Origin of the sequence: Nocardia sp. NPDC051833, from assembly GCF_040681225.1 — a bacterium.
Classification (GTDB): Bacteria; Actinomycetota; Actinomycetes; order Mycobacteriales; family Mycobacteriaceae; genus Nocardia.
In genome coordinates, this window is record NZ_JBFAYK010000003.1 from 741,360 (window position 1) to 761,143 (window position 19,784).

The 19,784-nt window shown below is 65.5% G+C and carries 18 protein-coding genes; 6 read left to right on the forward strand and 12 right to left on the reverse strand.

Features of this window, described 5'->3' with window-relative positions:
• Positions 1-251: 251 nt before the first annotated feature.
• Entirely contained in the window at positions 252-1,616 is a 1,365-nt protein-coding gene (locus tag AB0L91_RS28075) for a hypothetical protein (protein WP_365015200.1), read from the reverse strand.
• Positions 1,603-5,994: a tetratricopeptide repeat protein gene (locus AB0L91_RS28080; protein ID WP_365015203.1), complete on the reverse strand. Its 4,392-nt coding sequence runs from the start codon at positions 5,992-5,994 to the stop codon at positions 1,603-1,605. The genes AB0L91_RS28075 and AB0L91_RS28080 overlap by 14 nt, the downstream gene beginning before the upstream one ends.
• A gap of 715 nt (positions 5,995-6,709) precedes the next feature.
• On the opposite strand from AB0L91_RS28080, the gene AB0L91_RS28085 reads away from it, so the two are divergent.
• A complete protein-coding gene (locus AB0L91_RS28085; RefSeq protein ID WP_365015205.1) occupies positions 6,710-7,606 on the forward strand; it encodes a CHAT domain-containing protein in 897 nt (298 codons plus the stop codon).
• 207 nt (positions 7,607-7,813) lie between these two features.
• Here the strand turns inward: AB0L91_RS28085 and AB0L91_RS28090 are convergent, their stop codons facing one another.
• From AB0L91_RS28090 to AB0L91_RS28105, 4 genes are all read right to left on the reverse strand, one after another.
• Complete coding sequence (locus AB0L91_RS28090; protein WP_365015207.1) at positions 7,814-8,479, reverse strand: hypothetical protein; 666 nt, start codon at positions 8,477-8,479, stop codon at positions 7,814-7,816.
• Positions 8,480-8,549: 70 nt separating this feature from the next.
• The gene (locus tag AB0L91_RS28095) at positions 8,550-8,810 is read right to left on the reverse strand and encodes a recombinase family protein (RefSeq protein ID WP_365015210.1); all 261 of its coding nucleotides are present in this window, start codon (positions 8,808-8,810) and stop codon (positions 8,550-8,552) included.
• A gap of 28 nt (positions 8,811-8,838) precedes the next feature.
• Positions 8,839-9,333: a flavoprotein gene (locus AB0L91_RS28100; RefSeq protein WP_365015213.1), complete on the reverse strand. Its 495-nt coding sequence runs from the start codon at positions 9,331-9,333 to the stop codon at positions 8,839-8,841.
• Between the two features lie 38 nt (positions 9,334-9,371).
• Positions 9,372-10,940: a helix-turn-helix transcriptional regulator gene (locus AB0L91_RS28105; protein WP_365015215.1), complete on the reverse strand. Its 1,569-nt coding sequence runs from the start codon at positions 10,938-10,940 to the stop codon at positions 9,372-9,374.
• Positions 10,941-11,052: 112 nt separating this feature from the next.
• Between AB0L91_RS28105 and AB0L91_RS28110 the strand changes: the two genes are divergently transcribed.
• The 3 genes from AB0L91_RS28110 to AB0L91_RS28120 are packed head-to-tail and all read left to right on the forward strand — an operon-like array spanning position 11,053 to position 13,529.
• Positions 11,053-11,724, forward strand: a complete 672-nt coding sequence (locus AB0L91_RS28110) for a hypothetical protein (protein WP_365015218.1) — start codon at positions 11,053-11,055, stop codon at positions 11,722-11,724.
• Positions 11,721-12,866, forward strand: a complete 1,146-nt coding sequence (locus AB0L91_RS28115) for a radical SAM protein (RefSeq protein ID WP_365015220.1) — start codon at positions 11,721-11,723, stop codon at positions 12,864-12,866. Before AB0L91_RS28110 ends, AB0L91_RS28115 begins: the two co-directional genes overlap by 4 nt.
• A gap of 9 nt (positions 12,867-12,875) precedes the next feature.
• Positions 12,876-13,529, forward strand: coding sequence for a hypothetical protein (locus tag AB0L91_RS28120; RefSeq protein WP_365015223.1), 654 nt, complete (start codon positions 12,876-12,878; stop codon positions 13,527-13,529).
• Positions 13,530-13,588: 59 nt separating this feature from the next.
• On the opposite strand, the gene AB0L91_RS28125 is transcribed toward AB0L91_RS28120, so the two are convergent.
• On the reverse strand, positions 13,589-14,332 hold the full coding sequence (locus tag AB0L91_RS28125; protein ID WP_365015225.1) for an NUDIX domain-containing protein: 744 nt from the start codon (positions 14,330-14,332) through the stop codon (positions 13,589-13,591).
• A gap of 13 nt (positions 14,333-14,345) precedes the next feature.
• Between AB0L91_RS28125 and AB0L91_RS28130 the strand changes: the two genes are divergently transcribed.
• Entirely contained in the window at positions 14,346-14,492 is a 147-nt protein-coding gene (locus tag AB0L91_RS28130) for a hypothetical protein (RefSeq protein ID WP_365015226.1), read from the forward strand.
• A gap of 545 nt (positions 14,493-15,037) precedes the next feature.
• Positions 15,038-15,196, forward strand: a complete 159-nt coding sequence (locus AB0L91_RS28135; protein WP_365015227.1) for a hypothetical protein — start codon at positions 15,038-15,040, stop codon at positions 15,194-15,196.
• Positions 15,197-15,253: 57 nt separating this feature from the next.
• Here AB0L91_RS28135 and AB0L91_RS28140 read toward each other — a convergent pair whose 3' ends face one another.
• From AB0L91_RS28140 to fabG, 5 genes are read right to left on the reverse strand one after another with little or no spacing between them, the layout of a single operon-like run.
• Entirely contained in the window at positions 15,254-16,444 is a 1,191-nt protein-coding gene (locus tag AB0L91_RS28140) for an acyl-CoA dehydrogenase family protein (RefSeq protein ID WP_365015229.1), read from the reverse strand.
• Between the two features lie 59 nt (positions 16,445-16,503).
• On the reverse strand, positions 16,504-16,962 hold the full coding sequence (locus AB0L91_RS28145; RefSeq protein WP_365015231.1) for a MaoC family dehydratase: 459 nt from the start codon (positions 16,960-16,962) through the stop codon (positions 16,504-16,506).
• Positions 16,963-16,964: 2 nt separating this feature from the next.
• Positions 16,965-18,176 (reverse strand): acetyl-CoA C-acetyltransferase, encoded by a 1,212-nt coding sequence (locus AB0L91_RS28150; RefSeq protein ID WP_365015233.1) that lies wholly within the window; start codon positions 18,174-18,176, stop codon positions 16,965-16,967.
• A complete protein-coding gene (locus AB0L91_RS28155; RefSeq protein ID WP_365015235.1) occupies positions 18,169-19,059 on the reverse strand; it encodes a hypothetical protein in 891 nt (296 codons plus the stop codon). Before AB0L91_RS28155 ends, AB0L91_RS28150 begins: the two co-directional genes overlap by 8 nt.
• Positions 19,056-19,784 carry a 3-oxoacyl-ACP reductase FabG gene (fabG, locus tag AB0L91_RS28160; protein ID WP_365015314.1) on the reverse strand — a complete coding sequence of 243 codons (729 nt, stop codon included), beginning with the start codon at positions 19,782-19,784 and terminating at the stop codon, positions 19,056-19,058. The genes AB0L91_RS28155 and fabG overlap by 4 nt, the downstream gene beginning before the upstream one ends.

A 19,784-nucleotide genomic window follows, 5' to 3' on the forward strand; every position in this document is an offset into this window, starting at 1 on the left:
GCTGAGTGGGGGTCAGGGGTTCGAGTCCCCTTAGCTCCACAGAAATAACAGGTCAGGCCCGGTCTAAGACCGGGCCTGACCTGTTTTGTTGTGTCTGGCCCCGCGTTCACCCCCCGTTTTGGTATTCGATCCTGTTTGCGGGTGCTGTCATCCCGGTCCCGTTGTGTCCGCCGAGACCGGACTGTCGTGGGGTTGCGCACTTGTCTTGCCTGACCCGGGCGGTGATCGTGTGGTGGTGCTCGAACGGGTTGTTATTGCCAGACGAGCAGGGTGTGGGTGACGGGGGTTATGGGGGTGGGGGTGGTGGTGCCGGTGATGAGGAGGGCGTGCGCGCCGGGTGGGAGTGCCGGGAAGGTGATCTGGGCTTGGTTGTTGCGGATGCGGGGTTGTTGGGTGGGGTGGGTGTGGGTGCCGTTCTCGGCGATGAGTTGGGCTTTGATGGCGGGGGTGCGGTGGTCGCCGGGTTCGATGTCGATGGTGGCGGTAAGTGGTTCGCCGGTGGTGAGGAGTTCGGGGGCGGTGACGCGGATGGGGATGGTTCCGGTTGCGCGTCGGCGGACGGGGGCGGTGAGGATGGATTCGATTTCGTCGAGGACAGCGGGGTGGTTCTGGAGTGCGCCGTGGTTTTCCACGACACGGCGGACGCGGTTGGTGTCGGGGTGCAGGTCGTGTCGAAGGGCACCGGTGAGGGGAACGGTGGCGTCGCCGTAGTCGTTGTCGCCATCGATGGTGTCGAGGGCTTCGAGGTGTCCGTTGTCGAGTCGCAGGGTGGTGGCGGTAGTTTGGCGGACACCGATGATGGCGTGGGTGGTGTCGAGGCTGGCCGGCCTCTGGGTTTCGACGGTGGTGAGTTCGTTGTGGAAGGCCAGACCGTCGGCGAGCATGGTCGAATTGAGGTCGGGGAGGGTGATTTCGTCGAGGCGGTACAGGGTGCCTGTGTGTTCGATGCAGGCGTAGTCGGGCAGGAGTTGGTGGATGGAGGGCAAGCTCCGGGCGAAGTTGGTGACGTCGATGCCGAAGGGGCCGATGTTTTTGCGGACGCCGTTGACGAGTTGGTCGACGGCTCTGGCGGCGCCGCGGTAGGGAGTGCCGATGGTGATGAGGGCTTTGGTGTGGTCGGCGCCGTTGTGGTGTTCGATGTAGTGGCGGGCGATGAGTCCGCCCATGGAGTGGCAGACGAATACGGCGCGGGCGTCGGCGCGGGTGGGGTGGCTGTCGCGCCAGGCGCCGAGTTCGTCGGTGACGATGCGGGCGAGGCGGGTGGCGTTGTAGCGGTTGGAGAGCCGCCAGTCGTAGGGGAAGGCAACGACTTTCCCGATCCCACCGTTCTCGACCATCCGATGGAGGTGGTCGAGGAGGCGGGTGTAGCCGTGGATGGGGGTCCACAGGCCGGGGATTACGTGCAGGTCGGGCATCAGCTTGCCGGGGGTGACTCCATCTCCGGGGTGGTCGTCGCCGATCCCGTCGGGGAGTTGGAGTTGTTTGATACTGCGTCCGAGAGTGGCAATAGCGCGCAGGACGGCTCCGGCGGAGGGTTCCCACACGGGTTTGCCGTGGTGGGTGAGGGTGGAGCCCATGATGCCAGGCAGTACCACGATGAGGTCAGTCTTGGACATCGGTGGGTTCCGTGGCCAGGAGAGGGATCAGGGACACGAGCGTGGGGTGAACGGTCGAGAGTTCTGCGAGCAGCGTGATCCAGTGGGTACGGCGGTGTCCGGCCAGTCCGATCGCGTGCTGCAGGAGTTCGCGGGCGTCTGTGTTGTCGGGGACGTCGTTGATCGTGACAGCGCACGCGAGATAGACGATCGCATCTGCGGCTTCCTCGGCGGTCTCGGCGCACAGGTACGCCAATTGGCCTACCGGTCCGAGGAGTTCGGTGGCATTGCCGGAGCGGGCGGTGGCCGCCAGCAGCACGGGGAACAGGGTGGGATCGGCGAGGGCGTCGAAGCTGCCACTCAGGGTCGCGGCACCGGCATTGTGGGCGGCGAGGGAGATCAACGCTGCTGCGCGAATTGGTCGTGGATCGTCGGGGTCGGCATCGATGGGGTCGGTCAAATGCTGGCGGACCGCGTCGTGGAGCAGTCGGTCGCGGTGTTCGGTCAGCAGTTCGCGTTGCTGTGGGGGTTCTGCGGTGAGGAATTGCTGGAGGGTGAGGCTACGGAACAGGGGTTCGTAGGCAGCGGGGATGCCCTGATCTCGTGCGGCGGCCCGCAGACGGGTGTAGCGCTCGGCGTCACCGCTGTCCAGAAGTGCTTCCTCGACCGCGACATCACAATCGTCGGTGAGCAGCTCAGGATGGCCGAGAAGATAGGTGTACTCGTCGTTGTAGGTGCTGGTTGCGATCCATGCGCGGGCCACGTCGAGCAGTGCCGGGTCGACGACCAGCCACGCTGGAAGCGCGGCACCGGTGGCGGCGCTCCATTGCCGGTCCCATGCCTCAGGATCGGCACGGCGATGTGCCCTCGCGCAATCGTGGATGGCAGCAACTGACACCGAATCCGACGTTCCCTCGCTCTTAGCTCGGATCAGCCAGGCCACCGCGCGCAGATCTCCCTCTGGCACCGCGCTTGCACGTGACCATAAGAGATGGACCCGGCCGGGTGTCGTCTGGGAGTTGATCACTTCCTCCCATACAGCATCCGCTTGACAATCAGGATTCGCTTCCGACAACCGAAGAGTGAGATTGTTCAGGGCCGCGGCGAGGCCGGGTTGGTAGGCGGGGTTGTCGCAGGCGAGGGCGCGGTAGAGGGTGACGGCTTCTTCGGTGGGTGCGACGGCGTCGGTGCGGCGGCCGACCGCGCCGTAGCAGGTGCCGAGGTTGTTCAGGGCCATGGCGAGGTCGGGTTGGTAGGCGGGGTTGTCCTCGGCCAGGGTGCGGAACAGGGTGACGGCATCTTCGGTGGGTGCGACGGCGTCGGTGCGGCGGCCGATCTCGCTGTAGCAGGTGCCGAGGTTGTTCAGGGCCGTGGCGAGGTCGGGTTGGTAGGCGGGGTTTTCGTGGGCGAGGGTGCGGTAGAGGGTGACGGCTTCTTCGGTGGGTGCGACGGCGTCGGTGCGGCGGCCGATCTCGCTGTAGCAGGTGCCGAGGTTGTTCAGGGCGCCGGCGAGGTCGGGTTGGTAAGCGGGGTTTTCGTGGGCCAGGGTGCGGAAGAGGGTGACGGCTTCTTCGGTGGGTGCGACGGCATCGGTGCGGCGGCCGATCTCGCTGTAGCGGATGCCGAGGTTGTTCAGGGCCATGGCGAGGTCGGGTTGGTAAGCGGGGTTTTCGTGGGCGAGGGCGCGGTAGAGGGTGACGGATTCTTCGACGGGTGCGACGGTGCGGCGGCCGATCTCGCTGTAGCGGATGCCGAGGTTGTTCAGGGCGCCGGCGAGGTCTGGTTGGTAGGCGGGGTTTTCGTGGGCGAGGGCGCGGTAGAGGGTGACGGATTCTTCGACGGGTGCGACGGCGTCGGTGCGGCGGCCGATCTCGCTGTAGCGGATGCCGAGGTTGTTCAGAGCCATGGCGAGGTCGGGTTGGTAGGCGGGGTTGTCCTCGGCCAGGGCGCGGAAGAGGGTGACGGCTTCTTCGGTGGGTTCGACGGCATCGGTGCGGCGACCGACCGCGCTGTAGCGGACGCCGAGGTTGTTCAGGGCGCCGGCGAGGTCTGGTTGGTAGGCGGGGTTGTCGCAGGCGAGGGTGCGGTAGAGGGTGACGGCTTCTTCGGTGGGTTCGACGGCGTCGGTGCGGCGGCCGATCTCGCTGTAGCGGATGCCGAGGTTGTTCAGGGCGCCGGCGAGGTCTGGTTGGTAGGCGGGGTTTTCGTGGGCCAGGGTGCGGCGAAGGGTGACGGCTTCTTCGGTGGGTGCGACGGCATCGATGCGATAGCCGCGTTCAGCAAAGGCATTCGCGATGGTGATGTCTGCTGCGGCCAGGTCCGGGAGAAGAGCCGGGTTGGAGTGAGCGAGTTCACGGGAGGCATCGACTTGCGCAGGCCCGGCGTCTGCGACGTGGCGGAAGGCATAGCGCCACAAATACATTGGTGCGTACGCGGGATGCCCCTCGTCGAGTAGGGCACGATATCGTTCAAGCAATGCTGCGGTGACCGGCCCGGCGGCGGGGTCGAAGACCGCGTCGTGGGTGGGTTGGAAGGGGCGGCGCAGGTGGTCGGCGAGGCTTTGATGCGCCAGCCGGTACACCGCCACCTCGGCTTCACCGTCTTGGACCACATACCGGCCCAGCCCGTCCAGAACCCAGCTGATGTGCTCCGAACTGATCTCGACCCCGGCCATCGCGCCCGCCACACACATCCATTCCGGTTCGGGCAACCCCGCACCCAGTCCCCAGGCCAACGCCGTCAACACCTTTCGCGCCAGCATCTCCGGATCGTCAACCAGGTGCGGGATCCCGGTGGGCGCAGCGATGCGGGCAAGGTCGGTGTCGAACGCTTGTCCCAGTGACAAAACCAATCCCGACTCCCACCCCGCGATGCTAGTGTCGATCGGCTGTGCTCTCAGTTGATCGGCGATGATGCGTGCCACCAGGAACGGCGTCTCCACCTGATCGGCGGCAGCGACTACTGCGGCGACGAGGTCGGCGTCCATCATCGGGGACACCCCACGCAGGCGATACCGCAGATAGTTCCCGATCGCGTTCTGCTGCGAGCGCCGCTGATCGGCGTCGTCCAGGTCGACCAAGTGGATTGGCGATAGGGTCTCCACCAGCCCCGCTGTCGTATCGGTCGCGGGCAGATCGCGGGTGGAGACGACCACCGTCGCGAACGGCGCGATCCGACACAACAGATCCGTCGCGATCGTGAACGCCTCGCCGCGGGCCTCGTCGAGCCCGTCGACCACGACCACCGGCACCTTCCGGTCCTGCTTCGCGGTGTGGCGTTGCAACGCACCCACCAACTCCGCGCCGTTGCGTGGACCGGACTCCGAGACCGTCAGTATCCCGGCGCGGGCCAGGTCCTCGTCCAGCATCGCCGCCAACCGATCCACCGTCAATCCACGTGCATGCGCGTTCGCGTGCACGGTGCCCTGTCCTGGATCGGTGTGCCCCCATCCGTCCGGTGCACCCAGCAGAGCGCGCTCACCAAGGTTCGTAACCGATACCACCCGGCCCACGATCGCCGACTTCCCCGTTCCCGCCGAGCCTGTCACCACCGCGACCCCTGGCTCACCGGATCTGACCCAAGCCACAACCTGATCGACCTCGCCGGCGCGGCCGGTGAACCACGACCCCTCACCTTCCACCGCGCCAGCGCGAGCAGCACGCAGCAGGTGCTCGACCACCCGCGCGGGCGCATCGGGGCGCCACAACGGGTTTGGGATCATCGGCAGCCCGAACCCACTACGCGCGAATCTCGGGCGCTGATCGGTCCCGTCCCACTCCTCGGCGTCGAGCAGCGCGTTCCCGAGATCCTCACCCAGGATCAGCCGGTTTTGTACCGACCACCGCCGCCGCATATCCGCCGACCGCGGACCCTCATTTAGCAGTCGCCGCAACACCGTGCCGAACGCACCATCGCGTGCAGTTTCACCACCACCGGCGGACACGAGCACCCCGAACCACGCCTGATCACTGTCGGGCGGGAACTCCTCCGTCCACGCCGAGGCGATCCCCATCGCGTCATCCACACTCAGGCCCGCGTAGCACGCGTCGATGATGCACAACAGTTGCGACGCACCGGACTCGGCACAGAAATCCACCACATCCGCCGCATTCACAAAACCCCGTGTATTCGAGACCGGAAGGGCCAGACGCTTCTTCGGCCGGACGACACCATGCCCACTCCACAACACGACCATCGACTCCGCCCGGTGACCCGCCACCGCCTTCAACAGGTCCCGGACACTGGTCTCGTCCGGATCACACAACGGTTCACCCTCGAACACCCCAGCCAGACACTCCGCGACAGCGCGGACCTCGGCCACCGGATAGACCAGAGGTTCGTGATCCGCGTACTGATCGATCCCGATCCCCACAAACCGCGAACCGACCCGCTCGCCCATCCCGCCGCTCCCTCCGCCCACCACGATCGACAGCCACGACACTAACCCCCACACCACCCCGAAACCTGTTGAGCTGAAACAAACCCCAACCCCGATCCAGCCCCCAAACGAGCCACGCCGCGATACCGACGCATGAACCAACGGACCCGCCGTCGACCATCACGGATCCTTCAACCCGGCGATCCGCCGCCGGGATTGGCATATGGTCGAGGGCCATGCCAGGTGGGTAGACAGGCCCACGTCGCAGGTTCGAGCCATCGGCGGGGGCACAACGGAGATGGGAACGCGCACGATCCTGGGGGGTTTGCTCTGGTCAGCCGGTGATAGAAGCAGATTTCGCGCCTGGTTGAGGGGATTCAGTGTTCGGGTGAACCTTCTGTCACGCTGATCGCGGCAGTTCGCCGACCAAGGGCTGCTCAGCTTCAGTGGCGGGTTCTGAGAAGCCATTGCCGAGAGGCTGGCCCGAACACGAGATCCGGACTGGTGGCGTGACGGCGCGGGTTGGTCGCGGACTGGCCGAGGTCCGGCGATGAGCGCCTCCGACATTGTCGAGATCGCGGTGAGACGCCGTGCGTCGGCAGCCGAATGGTCGTGACGAGGTACCCCGGGATCCTGTGGCGGTAGCGGAGGCACACAACCACGCCATGACTACACTTCTGGCAGCGAAGATGACACGGAAGGGGCTCGGATGGTTCCACGAAACAGGCGGGGCAAGATGATGAAGCTGCGTCGCATCGCTGCCGACGGCACAGCAACCGTGTTCGACATCGAGGCCATGGACCTCGGCCCCCAGCATGGAATCACCTTCCGGGTGGATGCGGATGTCGAAGACGGCGACGAGGTGACGGACACGCTACCCAATGGCAAATTGAAGACAATGCGCCTGCGGGACGTTCATGTACTTCAAAGTCCCTTCGGTACAAGCCAACTCGATCACACCGGGGCGAAATACGACGTGATCTCAGCTAAGGCCCCGCTGGTCCGTGCGACAGCCGAACCTGCGGTAGAGAAGCTCCGAATCCTGATGCTGGGCGCCTCACCCGAGGGCGACCTGCGCATCACCCGCGAGCAAGCCCGTATTCGCAAGGCTGTGGAAGCTGCTCTGCACCGTGACCTCATAGAATTCGATGTACGGCTGTCCGCGACGGCTGCGGACCTTCAGGAGGGAATCGCAAAGTTCCGACCACATGTGGTGCACTTCGCTGGCCATGGTGCGGACAAGCTGATTCAGCTGGAACGCGACCTGGACGAGCAACATGAAGGTGTGGTGGTCACTGAAAGGGCTTTGGCGGCGGCATGTGCGGCGACCGACGAACCGCCGAAGCTAGTAGTGCTCAACGCTTGCAATTCTGTTGCGACGGCACAAGCACTTGTGGACCATTTCGCGCCCTTAGCAATAGGTATGCGGGGAAGTGTGGCTGACCTAGATGCGATGGTATTCGCCACCAGCTTCTACTCGTCGGTCGCGAACGGACACTCGGTGCAAGCTGCGTTCTCTGCCGGGAAAGCGGGTGTTGATTTGCAGGGCGGGGATCATGAGGCGCCTTATCTGGCGGTCGCGGACGGCATTGAGCCGAAATCGGTGAAACTCGTAGCCATGCCGATGCAATAGCTTCGACGCCTGTTTGCGCTGACCCAAATCGTACCCCGCCCCGACCAGACGCTTTTGTGTCAGTGCAGCCGAGCCTCGGCCAGTCCTACGCCCAGACGGCGATTTCTGCCGCTGGCCGGACGGGCTGCTGCACGGTAGGTTGACAGTGCCGCCTCACTCTGTAGCAGCCCCTGAAAACCGTTCCGGTTCCGACAGTGAACTGTCCTTCTACCGCTCCAACCAGCTGTTGTAACTTTCTTCCCAGTCTTTGCGCTCGCGAACCGTTGTCGATCCGTCCCTGACTACTTCCAGGACTTTGGACAGGCTCGCCTCGATTCCGCGCTGCCGCATTCGACACACCGAACCGAAGAGTAAGACTGTGTGTAAAAGTTCCTGCAGCACGCAGACTTCCGTGCAGATGCTGTCTGGCGTCAGGTCCAGATCGGTCAAGACCGGGTAGCCAAAACCGCTCGACTTGGTCTTTCGTACCTGGAAAGGGATTGCTTCATTCGTATCCGCGTTTCGCCATCCAACATGCCAGTCGGCGTGGGCGATTTGGTTGCGAAACTCTACTTGTCTTACCACGAGCTTCCTCAGTGTATTGCGGATCTGTATGTCGTCCGCATCCAGGTTGGCGGCCTGGGAGGACATCGCGAAGTATGACTCAACGACGGGGCTTGCGGTCATTTTGTCGAACAGCATGTCAAGTAAGGGGCTTATAGGTCCACGGAATCGCTCAGACGTGGGGGCTAAATAGTCGGCAATTTGCTGTCGCATCAGGTGTATCACCTCGGAGAATCGGGTGATGTAGTTCCCGATCGCCATATAGACATCATCGAACTCGGAACCATCTTCCTCATTCTGAGCGACGCCACGGTCCCCGCTGCTTACCATCAACCTGCCTTTCTGGTTAGAGCGACAACTCTATCGACAGAGGGGGCCGATCACCAGGGAGTTACCGGCCCTAGACGGATCGTCTTCCCTGGGGCCGCCGGTTCGGTGGTGGGCCGAAGCGGTCGGTGACGTTGCGGGTGTAGAGCAAGCGGGAGACGTGGGATGGGTACCAGCGTCGGTTGCCAGCGGAGGTAAGGACTCCTTCCTGGTCCAGGACTCGGCAGATTCCTCGGTATCCGATGCCGTTGCGGCTCATCGTCACGACCCGTAGGACGACCGAGCCGGGGACGCGGGGCGGCCTTCCCTTGCGGCGTCCGGTACTCACTGGCACCCCACGCGCTTCTAATGGTGTGACAGAGTCAGTCGAGGCTTTTCAGTGCTGCCGCCCACGGCACCGGTTCGCCTTCGTTGACCCGGATGAAGCGCACGCCCCAGTCTGTGAGGTTGGCCAGTGCGGCAGCGACTGGAGGGAACTGGAATTGGGCTGCTCGTCCGTGCGGAACCGCTACGACTGGTAGTCCGGCTCCGACTGTTTCGACCAGTAGCGCCAGCGGCAGTGTGTCGCCGATTCCCGCCGCCCATTTCGCCATGGAACTTGTTGTCAGTGGTGCGGCGATGACCGCGTCGGGTGGCGGGAGCAGGTCTTTGGTGCCCGGGACCTTGAACTCTGACCGGACCGGATATCCCGTTTTAGCTGCCAGCGCCTCAGAGTCGATGAACCGAGCGCCGTTGGGGGAGGCCAGAACACACACATCCCAACCGTCTGCCTGCGCGAGGGACACCAGTTCCCCGACGTCCCCGGCTCCACCGGCTCCCGTCACGATCGCGTACAGAACTCTAGTGCGCTCACCCATGCTTCCATCATGGCAGGCGATGGGCGATGCGTCTTCGCCTACAGCGCTACGGCACCGACCCGGGAAGCGAGTTTGCCGAGGTCACCGGTGACGAGGTCCCGTCCGGCCCTGACCATCATGTGGCTCACCAGTTCCTGCACCGTGTCCATGTTGCGGACCTGCTGAGGCGCGATACGCTCCGCCCGCAACAACGCGTCCAGGGACATGGTGTGGTCGTCGCGGGCTGAGGCGGCACGCCCTACTTCTACGAAGTACTGTGCGGCGCGGCCGACGGTCGGCAACGATCGAGGGTCGAGGCGGTGGGCGAGATCGAGCACTCGTTCCGGGGAGCCTTCTTCCATGGCCACGGTCATGTTCCACAACGCCACGTTGGCCGAGCCGAAGGAGACGTTGCCGACGATCGTGGTGGGATCGTCGATGGTCGCGCGGTCGAGTTGAGCCGCGTACTCGGCGGCCTGGGCGAGGTGATCGTGGGGGCTGGCGCCCATGGTGGCGGTGACCAAAGAGGCTTGGAGGTGGAGCATTCCGACTGTTTGTATCTCGGGGGCAGTGGTTGCGTCGGGTCCGACCTGGGCGGCGGTGTGCACGGCGCAGTCCAGGGCAGCCTTGAGGGACTCAGGTCGTGCGAGGAGTACCTGGCTGCGCACGTAAGCGCCCGAGGCGATGCCTTGTGTGCTGTCGATGCGTTTGGCAGCGGATTCGGCTGCTTGCGCAGCTGACCAGGCGACGGCGAAGTAGCCGCGTGCGCGCAGTGCCACCGAGGTCTCGGAAGCGACCTGGGCCAACGCATCCCACGCGGCGCGGCGGTCTCGGGGCTTTCCGCCTTGGGCTTGGCGGTACAGATCGGTGATCGTCGGTGCCAGCAAGGGTCCGAGTTTTGCGTATTCGCAGGCCATTTGGAGTTTGGTGATGCTTCGGGCAAGCGCGACCAGTTCGCTGATCTCGCGGACCGGCTGATCGTTTCCGATGTTGCCCGCTGCCCAGAATGCTGTTTCGATGGCGGGCACCGAGGTGTCGAAGTCGTCGGTGGCCGGGCTGCTGCTGGGGAGGATGTCCTCGGTGGTGGCCGAGGCGACGGCCGCTGCCGCGAGGACGAGCAGCTGTCGACGGTCGACCTCGGTTGCCGCGTTTTGCTGGGGGAGTCGGAACCACAGCAGTTCCTCGGGGATGTGTAGAGCTGTTGCCCATTGGACCAGCTTGGACATCTTTTCGGGAGCTTCGCGGGACTCGATCCGGCTCAGGGTCGCCTGGGACATGTCGAGCCAGTTCGCGACGTCGAGTTGGGTGATCGGGGACTTGTGCATGGGGTGGATGCGGAAGGCGAAGATCACCCGGCCCATGTGCCAGGAGGCCAAGGCGTCGCGCATGTGATCGCTGGCCCAGAACTCGGCAGGCATCACCGGCGCGCCCACAGCGGGTTCTACTCGCGAGCAACTACCGCATGCCGTACCGGTGTTGAAACGGGACATCCGAGTCCCGCACATCGGGCATTCGCGCGCATTGTTTATCGTCCGCATCATCCGCCCCACTTCCGCGATCATGGCCGTCCCCAACGGTTTTTCCGACGGTACCACCAGCTTTACCCAGCCCATATGCACCTTCTGCATACGCCGGGATTCACGAGACTCGTTGCATGTATAGCCAATTCGTGTTCGATGCGGCGATCGTCGGTGTGTCCGATATCAATCCTGCGGAAGGGGCGACATGGCGCTATCACTGTTGGTGCCGATCCTCGGGCCACCAGCGTCCGGAAAGACAACGCTCACGCTAGCGCTCGGTAAGAATCTCAACCAGCGCGTGTTCAGACTGCGCGAACACGTGCCGCCCGAGGTGGTCCGGCAGACCGCCAGCCACGGCCCGCGAGACCTCGGCTGGATCGACGATGACATCGTCAATCCGGCGGTGCGCCGGTACCTGAGCACCGTGGCCACCGACTCCCGGAACCACACGGTGCTCCTGGACAACTATCCCGGCACCGGCCAGCAGGTCGAGGCGCTGCTCGAGATAGTGCGGGAGCTCGCACCTGGCTGCGCCGTCGAGCCGATCGAGCTCGTGCTCGACGCGCCGGCCAGACGTAAGAGGGCGCGAGCACGTCGAGTCTGCCACCGATGTGAGCGCGATCCGGCAGCCGATCCGCGCCTGCCCGCCTCCGCATCGATGTTCGGCGGATGGACCTGCGGGAATTGTGGCTCACTGCTGCACCCGCGGCGAGGCGACGCTCCGTCACTGTTCGCCGCCCGCACCCGACGCCACGACGACACGGTCGAGGACGTGCGTACCGCGTTCGACCGTGCGGGCATCCCCACCAACTCCGTCGACGCCGCCGACGACGCCGCGACCCTCGCGCGAATCGTCGAGCCCCTGCTCATCGTGAGGAGCACCACCGCATGACCAGCACAACCCCTCTGGGGCTGCCGACTTTCCGGTCCGACACCTACGGCCACGCCCGGATGCCGCGCACCGCCGGGCAGCGCGAACCGCATCGTGTCGACAAGGTCGCCTATGGCCGGTTCCGCAACGTCTACCTCTACATCACCGAGGCGTGCCAGTTGCGGTGCGAGCACTGCTACATGGGCGAACGGCTCGACCGGGCGTTGAAGATGACCCCGCAGCAGATCGTCGACACCCTCACCACCTGGCGGCAGCTCGGCGGCGACAAGCTCACCATCCTCGGCGGTGAGCCGACCCTGCACCCCTGGTACATCGACGCCATCCGGGCGGCCAGGACCATCGGCTACGGCCACGTCATCACCACCACCAACGCCCAGGCCATCGCCCGCAAGAAGTTCGCCCAGCTCACCCCTGAGGACTTCGCCTACGTCCAGGTCAGCATGGACGGTGGCAGCGCGGCCACCCACGACACGGTCCGCGGTGAGGGCACCTTCGACCAGGCGATGCAGACCAGCGCCGAACTGTGCGAGCGCGGGTTCGACACTCGCATCATCTGCACGGTCAACAAAGCCAACGAGGGTGATGTCCTGCGCCTGCTCGACATCGCCGACGACATCGGCGCGAGCCTGGTCAAGTTCCACGTGTTCTCCACCATCGGTACCGGCCACGGCAACGCCGACATGGCGATGAATCCCCTGGAATGGGTGAACTTCTGCGCCAGGCTCGAACTGGTTGCGCCGGAACACAAGTCACGGGTGTGGTTCCAGCCCACCTACGCCCACCGCGACCAGATGGACCGCTACGCCGAGGAGGGCTACCAGGGCTGCATCGGCCGCACCCTCGACCGGATCTCGATCTTCCCCGACGGCCGCTGCTACGTGTGCAGCTACCTCTTCGATACCGACACCTACTACGCCAAGATGCGCGACGGACAGGTGCTGCTCAACCGCGACAGCGAGGTCAACGAGTTCGATCTGTTCACCAAACCTCTCGTCAGCAGCGCCTGCGGCGGCTGCAAGGAATCGGCGTGCATGGGTGGCTGCCCGGCCGAGGAACTGGTCATGGGGTCTTCGTCGTGCTCGGCCTACCCCGACATCGTGCCGGTCTGCCGACTGTGGAAATCCAGCGCGAAACCCGAATAGGAGACCCCAATGCACACCATGGAAACCGTCATCGAACCGCTGCGCTCGCTCGACTGGAACGACGTGGAGGCCGTCGAGTCGGCCACCCGCAAGTCCTTCGAACTGCTCGCCGCCCAGAAGTACCTGCTGCGCCGCGAGTTGACCACGCTGCCCGACAACCCCGATCTCGCCGCACTGTGCGAGCACTACGACATTCTCGACAAGATCGTGCTGCACGACGACCTCGAATCCGGGATCCGGTTGCGCCTGCACATCTTCGGGCCCGGCTACCACGATCGCCCGCACAACCATCGCTGGACCTACGCCAGCCGCATCCTGCGCGGGGAATACCAGCACCGGCTCTACGGCGAAGCCCAACTCGATACCGAGATCGACGTGTCGAGCCTGCACGCGGTCCACGTCCGCCAGGAACGAGTCGGGGCCAGTTACGCGCTGCACCACAGCGCTGTTCACGCGGTGGTCGCCGAACCCGGCACCGTGTCGCTGGTGCTGCGCGGCCCTGCCATCAAGGACCGGTTCCTGGTCATGGATGCCAAGAATGGCGAGTCCTGGTGGCAATACGGGGCCACGAAGGAATCCCTCGAAGACGCTGCGGAGAAACGCATGTCCCCGCAGCGCCTCGAGGAACTGATCGCCTCGCTCGATGAGTGGCAGCTCATCTGACGAGGTCTAGCGACGGTGGGGGCCGGCGAGAGAGAGGTCGCGGTCCCCACCGTCACCTATCACCAGCCGAACAGTGACAGTGACTTGCCGGAGGCGATGTGGCCCAGCGCTTCCCGGCAGTAGGGGATCATGTTCGCTGGCAGGGCGTCGGCGCTGAACCATTCCAGCGCATCGCACTTGTCCGGTTCCTTGTTGATCGGTTCGCCCTTCCACTGCCGGACCTGGAAGAAGAACGCGACGCGACCGCCGGACGAGCTGTTGTGCATGATGTGGGCGAACTCGACATCCTCGGGCGCGATCTGCACACCGATCTCCTCGGCGGCTTCACGCCGCAGCGCCTCGACCACCGACTCCTCAGCCTCGAGATGCCCCGAAGGCGGGTGGAACGCGCCATCGGCGTACCCGGTACCCGCTCGCCGACCGAACAGGATCCGACCCTGATCGTCGGTGAGCAACAGGTGCACATCACCGATGAGTGTGTGCCTTTCAGTGCTGGTCACGGCCATTTCTGCCTCTCTCTCGATGCGCTCGACGTGAACGCGAGCACGACCATAAGCCATCGGCGGCCCGTGTACTACCTGAGCCGCCGCATCGGAATCGGAGACCCCATGTCGCACCGAACCACCCTTCATCGCATCGAAGGCCAGCTCCTCGTTGTCCCAAGCCAGACACCCGAAAGCTTCCGCGCGATCATCACGTTCGGTGCGGCAGCCAGGCGCGGCCGTCGCGATGCCTGCCTCCCCGAATGTCAGCGAGTCGGCTACCACCGTCAGGACTTCGCGACGAACTCCGGTCGCCACCATGTGGAGGAGTGAGATGGACACCACCGACTCGCGGGACTGCGTCCACACCAATATCGGGTCATCGGAGCTCCCGACAAACCTCGAACTCAGCGCCGTGATCGCTGACCTCGCATCACGAAAACTGCTGGCCCTTGTAGACGAACCAGTCGAAGGGGTCTGAGCAGGTAGGTTGTCCGGTCCAACGCTGTCGATGCGTGGAGGAATGCGTGAAGAAGTACGTGCGGAAATACGTGGGGTCATAAAGGGCCCCACCGCGCCTCTGTATCACGCCTGGTAGACGGCTACATCCGTGGCTGGGTGTCATCCAGGATTGTCTTTACTCAATCGCTACGGATGTTGCTGGTGATCCGGGCCGCGTGGCTTCGGTTGAGACTGCTGGGTCAACGCCTTCGCCGGGCACCACTGCGTGACCGGTGCTCGGGCCTTCGTCAGGCTCTTGTAGTGGCGTCTATGAGCCCAGGCCGCCTGGGTAGGTTGCGGTGATGCTGGCGTATGTACGTGGCACCGTCGTGAAACGAGCTCTGTTGGTACCACACCGCACGTCGGAACCGGTGAGCGCGGAGCATGATCAGGCCGAGTTATCCGCGGTTCGGAAGTTGTCCACAGGTTTGTTCATCTACCCAGGTCATTAGCACTTTCTGAATATGGCGGTGCATCAGGCTTAGCTAGTCTCACCGAACTAGCAGAAGGCGTGATGGAGCACCGATGACCACAACATTGATCCTGATTGCGGCTCTGACCTTGGCCATTGCAACCGTCGGCCGAACTGTGGCGATCGGGCTCGCGGTGTACAAGGTGCCCGCGAGGTATGGCGCCGAGGTTCTGCGTGGGCTCGCCGAGTGCTTCCGGTTCTGGCGCAAGTGATGTCAGTCGCCGCGCAATTCGTCCATAGCTGCTTGGAGCATACGGGTATCGGCACAGTCAGATCCGGTAGTCGCGCAGGACGCCCTTGGCGATGATGCGCTTCTGGATCTCGCTGGTGCCCTCACCGATCAGCATGAACGGCGCCTCGCGCATGAGGCGTTCGATCTCGTACTCGGTGGAGTATCCGTAGCCGCCGTGGATCCGGAACCCGGCCTGCGTCACCTCGTTGCAGAACTCACTGGCCAGATACTTGGCCATGCCCGCCGCGACGTCGTTGCGCAGGCCGGAGTCCTTGAGCCGGGCCGCGTTGACCATCATCAGATGTGCTGCTTCCACTTTGGTCGCCATCTCGGCCAAGGCGAACTCGATCGCCTGGTGTTCCACGATGGGTTTGCCGAAGGTGCTGCGCTGCTGGGCGTAGCGGGCGCCGAGTTCGAAGGCGCGGATCGCGATCCCGCAGGCGCGGGCCGCGACATTGACGCGACCGACCTCGATGCCGTCCATCATCTGCTTGAACCCACGGCCGGTGGTGCCGCCCAGGACCGCCTCGGTGGGCACGGTGTGGCCGTCGAGCAGCATCTCGGTGGTGTCGATGCCCTTGTAGCCCATCTTGTGGAGCTTGCCCGGAATGGTCAGGCCCGGTGCGACTTCGCCCAGTCCGGCGGGCTTTTCGAGGAGGAAGGCCGTGAGGTTGTCGTGCGCGCGCGGCTGCCCCTCGTCGGTGCGGACCAGGGTGGCGACCAGGGTGGCGGTCGAGCCGTTGGTGAGCCACATCTTGCGGCCGTCGAGGGTGAATCCGCCGTCGGCGTTGCGGGTCGCCTTGGTGCGGATGGCGGCGACATCGGAGCCGAGCTCGGGTTCGGACATGGAGAACGCGCCCCGGATCTCCCCGGTCGCCAGGCGGGGCAGGAACCGTTGCTTCTGCTCGGCGGTACCGTGCCGGGCGATCAGGTAGGCGACGATGAAATGGGTGTTGATGACACCGGAGACGCTCATCCAGCCGCGCGCCAGCTCTTCGACGCACAGGGCATAGGTCAGCAGGGATTCGCCGAGGCCGCCGTACTCCTCGTCGATCATGAGGCCGAACAGACCCAGTTCGGCCATCCGGTCGACGATGTCCTGTGGGTAGGTGTCGGTGTGCTCGAGCTGCTGGGCGGCAGGGATGATCTCCTTGTCGACGAAAGTCCGGACAGTGGAGAGTATTTCGGTCTGCACGTCGGTGAGCCCGTGGGTGTGCGCGAGTTTCATCGGTGGATCCGTTCGTGGAAGGGATAGCGCCGCCAGCCGGGGCGGACCGGCGGCGAGGATCAGAGCATGATCGCGGTGAGTGTCTCGGCGACCAGCGCGGGCTTGCCGCCGTCCTCGTTCTCCACCGACCAGCTGACGGTGAGCAGGGCCCGTGAGCCCTCGGTGCTCAGGGCGAGCGGGATCGCCACCGCCCGCACGCGGGTTCCGGTGCGGACCGGGGCGGGAAAGCGGACCTTGTTGCTGCCGTAGTTGATCCGGGCTGTGCCGAACTCGAGGGTGTAGAGATCGCGGCCGAGGCGCGGCAGCAGGGACAGGGTGAGATAGCCGTGGGCGATCGTGCTGCTGTAGGGCCCGCTCGCGGCGCGGTCGGGATCGACGTGGATCCACTGGTCGTCGCCCGTGCACGCAGCGAACGTGTCGACACGTTCCTGGCCGATGGCGATCCACGGGCCGGGACCGATGGGTTCGCCGAGGGCTTCGGTGAGGTCGTCGACCGAGGTGAAGCGGCGCAGTGTCATGGTCAGTTCACCCGCTCGAACACCGCGGCCAGGCCCTGCCCGCCGCCGATGCACATCGTTTCCAGACCGTAGCGCTGTTCGCGGCGGTGCAGTTCCCTGGCGAGGGTGGCCAGCATCCGGCCACCGGTGGCGCCGACGGGGTGCCCGAGCGAGATCCCGGATCCGTGCACATTGGTGCGTTCGGCATCACGTTCGCCGAACTTCCACTCCCGCATGACGGCCAGGGCCTGGGCGGCGAACGCCTCGTTCAACTCGATCAGGTCGATGTCGGCCAGTGTGAGTCCGGCCCGCTGCAATGCCGCCTCCGTCGCGGGGACCGGTCCGATACCCATGACCTCGGGGCGCACCCCGGCCACGGCCCACGAGGTGAGCGAGACCAGGGGAGTCAGCCCCCATTCCTCGGCCTTGGCCCGGGTGGTCACCAGGCACATCGACGCGGCGTCGTTCTGGCCGCTGGAGTTGCCCGCCGTGACGGTCGACTCCGGATCCAGCGCCGCCCGAACGGGTTTCAGTGCGGCCAGGGATTCGAGCGTGGTGTCCGCCCTGGGGTGTTCGTCGGTGTCGACGAGCACCTCGCCCTTGCGGGAGCGCACGGGAACCGGGACGATCTGCGCGGCGAGCACTCCGCTGCGCGCGGCCTCGATCGCCCGCTGGTGCGAGGTCAGCGCCAGCCGGTCCTGTTCCTCGCGGGTGATCGCGTAGGTCCGCCGGAGGTTCTCGGCGGTCTCGAGCATCCCGCCGGGAACCGGATGGAAACGGCCACCGGCGGTTTCGCGGCCACGAGCCAGTGCGTCGTGCACCCGGACACCGCCACGCGCACCACCCCAGCGCATATCCGTGGAGTAGAACGGCGTGTTGGTCATGGATTCGACACCGCCCGCAACGACGACATCGCAGGCGCCGCTGCCGACTTGCATCGCCGCCTGGACGACGGCTTGCAGACCCGAGCCGCAGCGCCGGTCGACCTGCATGCCGCCGACGGTCACCGGCAGGCCGGCGTCGAGGGCAACGACCCGGCCGATCGCCGGTGCCTCGCTGCTCGGATAGCAGTGCCCGAGAACGACGTCGTCGACGATGTCCGGGTCGATGCCGGTGCGGTCGAGCAGGCCCTTCAGGGCGATCACGCCCAGTTCGGTGGCGGTGAGCGAGGCGAACGCGCCGCCGTAGCGTCCGATCGGGGTGCGCAGAGGCTCGCAGATGACAGTTTCACGCATGGGCTGGGTCTCCGTCGACGGTGAAATCGGCGGTGAGCACGGTGTGCTCGACCGCCTGTCCGGGGGTGGGCTCGGTGTGGACGGCGAGAGCGAGGTCGCCATCGGTGGTCTCGCGACGCCGGATCCGGGCGGGATCGCCACAGAACAGCGGGGCGATATTGCGGTGGCGCAACCGGATCGGGCGCCGGTCCGGTTGTTCCCAGCGCAGGGTCTCGGCCATGGCCAGGGTCATGAGCGGACCGTGCACAACCAGGCCTGGATATCCTTCGACCGCGGTCGCATAGGACAGGTCGTAGTGGATGCGGTGCGGATTGGCGGTCGCCGCGCTGAACCGCATCAGCACGGTCGGGTCGGTGTGCAGCTGCCAGTCCCATTCGCTGCTGCGCTGCACGGGGTTTCGCGGCCACTGGTAGGTCCGGTCGGTCTCGATCGCCGGCGCGGCGGTACCGGCGCCCCGGTAGACGAGGTTCTGGTGTTCCACGACGGCGAGTGCGCCGGACTCGGCGAACAGTCGGATCTCGACTTCGACGACCGTGAGGGGGCCGGTACGGCCGTTCTTGGCGTTCACGGCGATCACCCGGGCCTCCCGGCGGATAGTGGATCCCACGTGGACGGTACCGGGGAACGACACCGAGCCGCCGGCGAACATGCGACGCGGGAGTTCCACCGGAGGCAGGAACGACCCACGCGCCGGGTGCCCGTCCGCGCCGATGGCCGACGAGGCGGGCCAGCGGGCCAGCGCGGCCCAATGCCACAGCGGCGGTAGCGGATCGCCCACCTCGATCGCCGCCGCACCGGAGTCGAACAGCGCATGCAATGCGGCCACCGGGGCGGGGTCGACGTAGTTGTCGGTGACCACGGTGTGGGCCTGCCATCCGGTCACATGAACCGCCCGCCGGTGACTTCGAGGGTGGTGCCGGTCATGTAGGACGACAGGTCCGAGGCCAGGAACAGCGCGACCGCCGCGACCTCACCGGGTTCACCGGCCCTGGCCATCGGGATCTCCGCCATCTTCTGATCCCAGACCTTCGCCGGCATAGCGGTGGTCATGGGGGAGCGGATCAGGCCGGGCGCAATCGCGTTGACCCGCACGCCGAATCGGGCGGTCTCCTTGGCCGCGGCCTTGGTGAGGCCGATGATGCCCGCCTTGGCGGCCGAGTAGTTGGTCTGCCCGGCCATGCCGACTTTGCCCGAGAGCGAGGAGATATTGACGATGGAGCCCCGGCCCTGGTCGCGCATGATCGCCGCGGCGTGGCGGGTGCCGTGCCAGGTGCCCTTGAGGTGCACCGCGATCACCTGGTCGAAGTCCTCTTCGCGCATGGTGCGCATCGAGGCGTCCCGAGTGATCCCGGCATTGTTGACCATCACGTCCACCGCGCCGAATTCGGTCACCGCGGTGGCCAGCAGCGCCTCGACGTCGGCGGCACTGGTGACATCGCAGCGGATGACGCGGACCCGGTCGGTGCCCAGGTCCGCCAGGGCGGTGCCGGGATTCAGATCACCGAGGACGACCGAGGCCCCTTCGCGCAGGAACGCGGCGGCGATGGCAAGCCCGATACCTTGGGCGCCGCCGGTGACCACCGCGACGCGTCCGTCCAGAAGCGACAT